The sequence below is a fragment of the Pseudoxanthomonas koreensis genome (assembly GCF_010093225.1).
GTDB lineage: Bacteria > Pseudomonadota > Gammaproteobacteria > Xanthomonadales > Xanthomonadaceae > Pseudoxanthomonas > Pseudoxanthomonas koreensis.
This window is the reverse complement of sequence record NZ_PDWM01000067.1, coordinates 1-7,715: the sequence shown is the minus strand read 5'-3', so window position 1 is coordinate 7,715 and position 7,715 is coordinate 1. Positions and strand designations below refer to the sequence as shown.

Genomic DNA, 7,715 nt, shown 5'->3' with positions numbered 1-7,715 from the left:
CCAGACCCCCACCCACCTCCCTCGGCGGCGGCGTACGATGGGTATAAGGGACAGCCCCTGGCCCGTGCGGCGGAACTGCCCGCCGCCCTGGCCGCCTTCCTGCGCGGCGCCGAACGGCGCGCCTTCGTATTCCTGTGGCTGCAGGGTGGCGACGCCACCGCGGCCGAGAAGGCCCTGGCCGCGGCGATCCGTGCCTTTCCCGGACCGGCCGCGCGGATGCCCATGGCCGAATGGCCGGAGCGCTACTGGAAGTTGCTGCTGGCGCTGCCGGTGGAGTCGGCGGTGGACGCCGCCGGCTGGCCGCCGGCGCTGGCCTTCCTGCCGGCGTTGCGCCTGCCGGTGCGGCGCGCGCTGTTGCTGCGCCAGGTCGCCGGCCTGGACGAAGCCGCCGCGGCCGCAGCCATGGGCCTGGACCTGCCCGCCTACCAGCAGGCGCTGGCCGAAGCCTGCCCGCGCGACGCCACCGGTGAGGCGGACGCGGCTGGCTGGCGCGCGCAGGCGGAGGCGATCCAGCAGGCGGGCCGCGACCTGGATGCGCAGCAGTCGCTGCGCCTGGCGCAACTGCGCGAGGCGGCGCTGGCTGGCCACGCGTTGGCGCCTGCGCGGGACGGCGCAGCGGCCGCCACCCGGGACGACGCGATCGCGCGACCGGCAAGGACGCCTCCGCCACCGTCGCCCGGGCCGGGCCGCTGGCGCGCGGTCCTGTTCTCGATCCTCGCGGTGATGGCCCTGCTGGCCGGGCTGATGGCCCGGCGCTTCTGGCCTGGAACCGCGCGAACCGACGCAGCTGCCGGTGTGGACGTGGCCGCAGCGGTGGACGACCTGCGCGTGCACGACAACGAACCGGTCGTGGTCGAAGCGCTGCCGCCGGCCGAAGCCCCGGCGCTGCCGGCGGACGGCCCGTTGCCATTGCCCGAGCCGCTGCAGGACCCGGTGATCGCCGAACTGGCACTGCTGTCCTGGCAGGCGGCCGGCGCGCCGCCGCCGCGGATCGAGCGCGAGGCCGGTGCGCCGGCGGGTGCTGGTGATCCGCCCGCGTCCGCCGCCGCTTTCGACGACGCCACCCTGCTCGACGCATGGCGCCAGCTGGACGCGGTCGAGCAGGCGCAGGTGCATGCCGCCGCCGCCGCGCTGCAGTCGCAGGATCCTGCCAGCCAGGCGCAACTGCGCGCGCGCTTCGCCGCGCTGGACGCGATGGAACGCCGCGGCTGGCTGCTCGGCCCGGCGCTGGGCGCGGACTTCTTCGCCCTGCAGCCGCTGCTGGGCTTCGTCCCGGAAGACGAGCGCGCACCGCTGCTGGCGGTGCTGCGCACGCTCACGCCCGCCCAGCGCGCGCGGCTGGGCGAACTGGCACAGCGCACGCCGCCGGCCGGGCGCGAGGCGCTGCGCCGCGAGCTGCTGGCCACGCCGCCGGCGCAGCGCGGCGCGTGGCTGGAGCAGCGCGGCCGCCAGTAGCCGTTAAGATGGCGCCCTGCCGGAGCCCGGTGCCGGTGCCCGCCGCACGACCGCAGCCCGCCCACGGACCCCATGCCTTCCCCCGCCACGCCGCGCTTCGGCCAGGAGCTGCGGGCCACCGCGACCCTCGCCCTGCCGCTGGTGCTGGGCCACGTGTCCACCGGCCTGATCAACTTCGTCGACAACGTCATCGCCGGCCACCACGGCACCCGCACGCTGGCCGCGGTGACGGTGGGTACCGCGCTGCTGTGGCTGCCGATGATGGTGCCGCTGGGCACGCTGATCGCACTCACCGCTTCTGTCTCGCAACTCGATGGCGGTGGCCGCCGCGGCGAGATCGCGCCGCTGTTCCGCCAGGCGCTGTGGCTGGCGCTGGGACTGGGCCTGCTGATGTGGGTGTTCCTCAGCGCCGCGCCGCTGCTGCTGGGCGCGTTCGGCATCGCCGCCGACATCGTTCCCGGCGCCACCGCGTTCTGCCATGCGGTGCGCTGGGGCGCGCCGGCGCTGGTCCTGTTCTTCTGCATGCGCTACCTCAGCGAAGGCACGCACTGGACCCTGCCGACGATGGTGCTCGGCTTCGGTGGGCTGGCGGTGCTGGCGCCGCTGGGCTACGCGCTGTGCTTCGGCGCCGGGCCGCTGCCGGAGATGGGTGCGGCCGGGCTGGGCGCGGCCTCGGCCACGGTGATGTGGCTGCAGGCGTTGGCCTTCGCCGCCTACCTGTGGAAGTCGAAGCGGTTCGCGCCGCTGGGCCTGTTCGCGCACTTCGAACCGCCGCGCTGGCCGGCGATCCGCGGCCTGCTCGCCACCGGCCTGCCGATCGGGGTGACGGTGCTGATGGAGGGCGGGCTGTTCATCGCCACCGCGTTGCTGATCGCGCGGCTGGGCGAAGTGCCCGCGGCCGCGCACCAGATCGCGATCAATGTCTCGGCGCTGTGCTTCATGCTGCCGATGGGCCTGGCCGAGGCGACCACGGTGCGCGTGGGCCACGCGCTGGGTGCGGGCGATCCGTCCGGCGTGCGCCGCGCCGCGCGCGCCGGCTACGTGATCGTGCTGGCCACGCAGTTGTGTTCGGCGCTGGTGCTGCTGCTGGGCCACGACGCGATCGTGGCGGTGTACACCGCCGACGTGGCGGTGGCGACGCTGGCCTCGGCGCTGCTGCTGTACGCGGCCGCGTTCCAGTTCCCCGACGGCATCCAGGTGATGTCGGCCGGCTCGCTGCGCGGCCTGCGCGACACCCGGGTGCCGATGTTCCTGGCCGCGGCCGCCTACTGGGGCCTGGGCATGCCGCTGGGCGCCGGCCTGGGGCTGGGACTGGGCTGGGGACCGCAGGGCATGTGGGCCGGGCTGATCGTGGGCCTGTCCGCGGCGGCGGTGCTGATGGGCGGGCGCCTGGCCTGGCGGCTGCGCCACCTGCCGCCGCCGGTCGCCGTGGCCACGCCGTCCGCCGCATCTTCGCCGGCACCCTGACTTCAGGCTTATGAAAGGCCGCCACGCAGCGGCTATCCTGCAAGCCGTACCGATCCGCACAACGCCCGCCGGAGCCGCTGTCAGATGAACCCGCCCCCCCTGCCGCCGCGTCCCAATCCCGTCGCCCGTTTCTTCACCGGGCTGTGGGACGTGATGAACTTCACCCGCCGGCTGATCGTGAACCTGCTGTTCTTCGGCTTGCTGCTGCTGGTGCTGCTGGTGTTCCTCGCCGCGCTGGGCAAGGGCAGCGGGGTGAAGCCGCTGCAGGAGCGCACCACCCTGGTGATCGCGCCGGAAGGGCGGCTGGTGGAGCAGTACACCACCGATCCGGTGACCCGAGCGCTGGCCCGCGCGATGGGCGACCGCAGCGCCGACGACATCCAGCTGCGCGACCTGCTGCGCGCGATCGAGGCGGCCAAGGACGACAAGCACATCGAGCGCGTGGTGCTGCAACTGGACGAACTGCAGCCCTCCGGCATGGCCTCGATGCGCGAAGTCGCGCGCGCGCTGGGCGAACTGCGCGCCAGCGGCAAGCAGGTGGTGGCGTTCGGCGAGAACATCAGCCAGGGCCAGTACCTGCTGGCCTCGCAGGCCGACGAGGTGTACCTGGACCCGATGGGTTCGCTGCTGCTGGAAGGCATGGCCCGCTACCGCCAGTACTTCCGCACCGGCCTGCAGGACAAGCTGGGCGTGGACGTGCACCTGTTCCGCGTCGGCGAGTTCAAGTCCGCGGCCGAGCCGTACATCCTCGACGCGGCCTCGCCGGAGGCCAAGGAAGCGGACCTGTACTGGATGAACGACGTGTGGCAGCGCTACCTGGCCGACGTCGGCGCGGCGCGCAAGCTCGATCCGGCGCAGCTGGCCGCGCAGATCGACGCGCTGCCCGACGGCATCGAGGCCGCCGGCGGCGACCTGGCCAAATACGCGCAGCAGATGAAGCTGGTCGACGGCCTCAAGACCGGCGAGGAAGTCGAGGCGCTGCTCGCCGAGCGCGGCGTGGCCGACGAGGACGACGACCGCGGTTTCCGCAACGTGTCCCTGTCCGGCTACCTGGCGCAGCTGGACAGCCGGCGCCTGCCGGTCGACCGCCGCCCGCAGGTGGCGGTGGTGGTGGCCGAGGGCGAGATCAGCGGCGGCGAACAGCCGGCCGGCCGCATCGGCGGCGAATCCACCGCCGCGCTGCTGCGCCAGGCGCGCGACGACGAGGAGGTCAAGGCGGTGGTGTTGCGCGTGGATTCGCCCGGTGGCGAGGTGTTCGCTTCCGAACAGATCCGCCGCGAAGTCGAGCAGCTCAAGGCCGCCGGCAAGCCGGTGGTGGTGTCGATGGGCGACCTGGCCGCCTCCGGTGGCTACTGGATCAGCATGAACGCGGACCGGATCTACGCGGATCCTTCGACGATCACCGGCTCGATCGGCATCTTCGGCATGATCCCCAACTTCGCCCGCACCCTGGACAAGATCGGCGTGCACACCGACGGCGTAAGCACCACCCGGTTCGCCGGTGCGTTCGACGTGACCCGGCCGATGGACCCGGAAGTGGGCCGCGTGGTCCAGGCGGTGATCAACAAGGGCTACGCCGACTTCACCGGCAAGGTTGCCGCCGCGCGCAACAAGCCGCTGGAAGACGTGGACGCGGTCGCCCGCGGCCGGGTGTGGAGCGGCACCCAGGCGCACGAGCGCGGCCTGGTCGACGAGATGGGCGGGCTGCGCGACGCGATCGCCGACGCGGCCGAACGCGCCGACCTGGAGCAGGACAAGTTCCGCGTGAACTACATCGAGAAGCCGGCCACGCCGTTCGCACAGTTCATGGCCGGGTTCGCCGGCAGCCGCCTCGGTGGCGCGCTGCTGCAGGATTCGGGCCTGGCGCGCGCGGCCCTGGCCAGGGCGATGCCGGAGGCCGAGGCGCAGCTGCGCTTCGTCGAGAACGCGGTCAAGGACCGCAACGGCGCACCGGTGAAGTCGCTGGCGTACTGCTTCTGCGGCTGGTGACGATCTGAGTGCGGCGCCGGGCCGCACGGGCGGCCCGGTACTGCGTCAGCCGCCCTCGGCGGCTTCGATCTGCGCGCGCTGGCGGGCGGCGTCGTCCTGCAGGGTTTTCTCGACCGCACGGGCCTTGTCCTGCGGCGCCTGGATTGCGTCGCGCAGTTCGGTGTGGGCCCGCGCCTGCGGTTCCGGCGGGCGTTCGGTCGGTGGCGGCTCGGGGCGGCAGGCGGCCAGCGTGGCCATGCCCAGGACCGCGACCAGAGCCAGCGCACATCGGCGCGCAGTCGTGGATTGCGGCGGATGGATGTCGGGCATCGATGCGCTCCGCGGGAAGGCCGGCGCTATCCTACGCCCATGACGACGAACCGGTGGCGGCTGGACGGGCAACTGGCGCTGGTGACCGGCGCCAGCGCCGGCATTGGCCTGGCGATCGCGCGCGAACTGGCGGCGCTCGGCGCGCACCTGCTGCTGGTGGCGCGCGAAGAGGATCCGCTGCAGGAAGCGCGCGACGAACTGGCCGAGCGCCATCCGGCGCAGGACATCCTGGCCATGGCCGCCGACGTCTCCGACGACGAGGAGCGGCAGGCGCTGCTGGACTGGGTCGAGGACCAGGGCGAGGGCCTGCACATCCTGGTCAACAACGCCGGCGGCAACGTGACCAAGGCCGCGGTGGACTACACCGAGGACGAGTGGCGCGGGATCTTCGAGACCAACCTGTTCGCCGCGTTCGAGCTGTCGCGCTACGCGCATCCGCTGCTGGCGCGGCATGCGGCCTCCAGCATCGTCAATGTCGGCAGCGTGTCGGGGATCACCCACGTGCGCAGCGGCGTGGTCTACGGCATGAGCAAGGCCGCGCTGCACCAGATGACCCGCAACCTGGCCGCCGAATGGGCCGAGGACGGCATCCGGGTCAATGCGGTGGCGCCCTGGTACATCCGCACCCGGCGTACCTCCGGGCCGCTGTCGGACCCGGACTACTACGAGGAAGTGGTCGCGCGCACGCCGATGCGGCGGATCGGCGAGCCGGAGGAGGTGGCCGGCGCGGTCGCGTTCCTGTGCCTGCCGGCGGCCAGCTACGTCACCGGCGAATGCATCGCGGTGGACGGCGGCTTCCTGCGCTACGGCTTCTGAACGCTCAGGTGCGCAGCGCGGTCTCCGGCACTTCGATTTCCATCGCCAGTGCCAGGTGGTCGGAGAACGCGGCCGGGAACGCCTTGCTGCCCCGGCATTTCAGCTCGCCGCTGACCAGGATGTGGTCGATCGCGCGCTGCGGCTTCCAGCTGGGGAAGGTCGGCACCGGGCACTCGGGCGGGCGCAGGGTGGTGTTGCGGTAGAGCACTTCCATCTCGGGCTGGTCGGGCAGGCAGTTGAAGTCGCCCATCAGCACCGCGTTGGGATGGTCCTGCAGCACCTCGGCGATGAACGACAGCTGCGCCATCCGCGACTTCGCGCCCAGCGACAGGTGCGCCACCGCCACCGCCAGCCCTTCGCGGTCGTCGCCGAAATGCGCCATCAGCACGCCGCGGCCCTTGATCCGGCCCGGCAGCGAATGGCCGGCGGTGCGCACCGGTTCGAGCCGGCTGAGCAGGCCGTTGGCGCTGGAGGCCACGCCGCCGACGCTGCGGTTGGGCTGGTGCTTCCAGTAGTCGAAGCCACCGCGCTGGGCCAGGTAGTGGGTCTGGTTGGTGAAGCCCGAGCGCAGGCTGCCCGGGTCGGCCTCCTGCAGGCCGACGATGTCGTGGCCGCTGGCCAGCTGCGCGATCGCGTCCAGGCTGCTGCGCTTGCGCCCGGCCGGCAGCGCGTGCGACCAGCTGCGGGTCACGTAGTCGCTGTAGCGGCGTGTGCTCGAGCCGGCCTGGATGTTGGCGCTGAGGATGCGCAGGCTGCGCGTGCCGGCCGCGAGCGCATCGACGGCCGGTGCGGCGTTGGGGTCGTACGCGGGCGTGGGGGAGCCCATGCGGCGGTCCTGTGGGCGAGTGCCGGGAACGGGCGCGCGCGTCAGTGCGCGGCGCCACGCTCCTGCGCGACCAGCCAGTCGACCGTGTTGAGCATCTTGCCGAAGCCCTGCTGGTCCACCGACACGTTGTACTTGCCGTTGACCACGATCGACGGGGTGCCCTCGACCCGGGTCCGGGTCGCGAACTGCCTGGCGCGGTTGATCTTCGCGTCGACGCCGAAGCTGTTGTAGGCATCGGTGAAGCGCTTGGCGTCCACGCCGTACTGGGCGTAGAACGGGGCCAGGTCGGCGGCGGACACGTTCGCGTTCACCGGCAGGCTGCGCTGCACGTGCACCGCGTTGAACATCGCCCCGTGCGACTGCTCCAGCACGCCCAGCGCCTCGGCGGCGTAGAAGGCGCGCGCGTACGGGTTCCAGTAGCCGCCGAACGCGCCCGGCACCTGGACCAGGGCCACGTCGGCCGGCTGGCGCTTCTTCCAGGCCTGCAGTTCGGGTTCGAACGTGGCGCAGTGCGGGCAGGTGTAGCCGAACACTTCGGCCACCTCGATCCTGCCGGTGCCCGGCTGGAACGGCTGGCCATTGGCGATCTCGGTGTAGTCCACGCCGGCGACCGGGGCCGGGCCGGTCGGCGCGGTCGGCGCCGGGGCGGGGGGCGGGGGGTCGGCGGGGGGGGGGGGCGGGGCCGGCGGGGGGGGGGGGGCGGGGTGTCGCGCCCGCCCGGCGGGGGGGCGCCGGGGGCCGCGGGGGGGGGCGCGGGGGGGGGGGGGGGGGGGGGGGGGGGAGTCATATGGGGCGTGCGGGGGGCGGGGTGGGGAGGTGGGGGGGTTGACATGTAAAGGTGGGGGGGGGGGGG

General features: G+C 73.3%; 7 protein-coding genes. 4 read left to right on the top strand and 3 right to left on the bottom strand.

From position 1 onward, the window contains the following. The 3 genes from CSC64_RS13570 to sppA all read left to right on the top strand — a co-directional run. Nucleotides 1–1,455: DUF3619 family protein (locus tag CSC64_RS13570; RefSeq protein ID WP_162435864.1), on the top strand; the 1,455-nt coding region annotated here is incomplete at its 5' end. A gap of 72 nt (nucleotides 1,456–1,527) precedes the next feature. Further along, nucleotides 1,528–2,922: an MATE family efflux transporter gene (locus CSC64_RS13565; RefSeq protein ID WP_162435863.1), complete on the top strand. Its 1,395-nt coding sequence runs from the start codon at nucleotides 1,528–1,530 to the stop codon at nucleotides 2,920–2,922. Between the two features lie 84 nt (nucleotides 2,923–3,006). After that, nucleotides 3,007–4,911 carry a signal peptide peptidase SppA gene (gene sppA / locus CSC64_RS13560; RefSeq protein ID WP_162435862.1) on the top strand — a complete coding sequence of 635 codons (1,905 nt, stop codon included), beginning with the start codon at nucleotides 3,007–3,009 and terminating at the stop codon, nucleotides 4,909–4,911. 45 nt (nucleotides 4,912–4,956) lie between these two features. Here the strand turns inward: sppA and CSC64_RS13555 are convergent, their stop codons facing one another. Then, nucleotides 4,957–5,220: a hypothetical protein gene (locus CSC64_RS13555; protein ID WP_425501735.1), complete on the bottom strand. Its 264-nt coding sequence runs from the start codon at nucleotides 5,218–5,220 to the stop codon at nucleotides 4,957–4,959. 39 nt (nucleotides 5,221–5,259) lie between these two features. Here CSC64_RS13555 and CSC64_RS13550 point away from each other — a divergent pair, with 39 nt between their 5' ends. Further along, a complete protein-coding gene (locus CSC64_RS13550) occupies nucleotides 5,260–6,036 on the top strand; it encodes an SDR family oxidoreductase (RefSeq protein ID WP_162435861.1) in 777 nt (258 codons plus the stop codon). A 4-nt stretch (nucleotides 6,037–6,040) separates the two neighbouring features. On the opposite strand, the gene CSC64_RS13545 is transcribed toward CSC64_RS13550, so the two are convergent. After that, nucleotides 6,041–6,781 (bottom strand): endonuclease/exonuclease/phosphatase family protein, encoded by a 741-nt coding sequence (locus tag CSC64_RS13545; RefSeq protein WP_238390049.1) that lies wholly within the window; start codon nucleotides 6,779–6,781, stop codon nucleotides 6,041–6,043. A 122-nt stretch (nucleotides 6,782–6,903) separates the two neighbouring features. Next, nucleotides 6,904–7,464, bottom strand: coding sequence for a thiol:disulfide interchange protein DsbA/DsbL (locus CSC64_RS13540; RefSeq protein ID WP_162435859.1), 561 nt, complete (start codon nucleotides 7,462–7,464; stop codon nucleotides 6,904–6,906). Between the last annotated feature and the right edge of the window lie 251 nt (nucleotides 7,465–7,715).

Coding starts and splice junctions, on each gene's coding strand:
- CSC64_RS13565 (WP_162435863.1), top strand. CDS start 1,528: ATGCCTTCCCCCGCCACGCCGCGCTTCGGCCAGGAGCTGCGGGCCACC.
- CSC64_RS13550 (WP_162435861.1), top strand. CDS start 5,260: ATGACGACGAACCGGTGGCGGCTGGACGGGCAACTGGCGCTGGTGACC.
- sppA (WP_162435862.1), top strand. CDS start 3,007: ATGAACCCGCCCCCCCTGCCGCCGCGTCCCAATCCCGTCGCCCGTTTC.
- CSC64_RS13555 (WP_425501735.1), bottom strand. CDS start 5,220: ATGCCCGACATCCATCCGCCGCAATCCACGACTGCGCGCCGATGTGCG.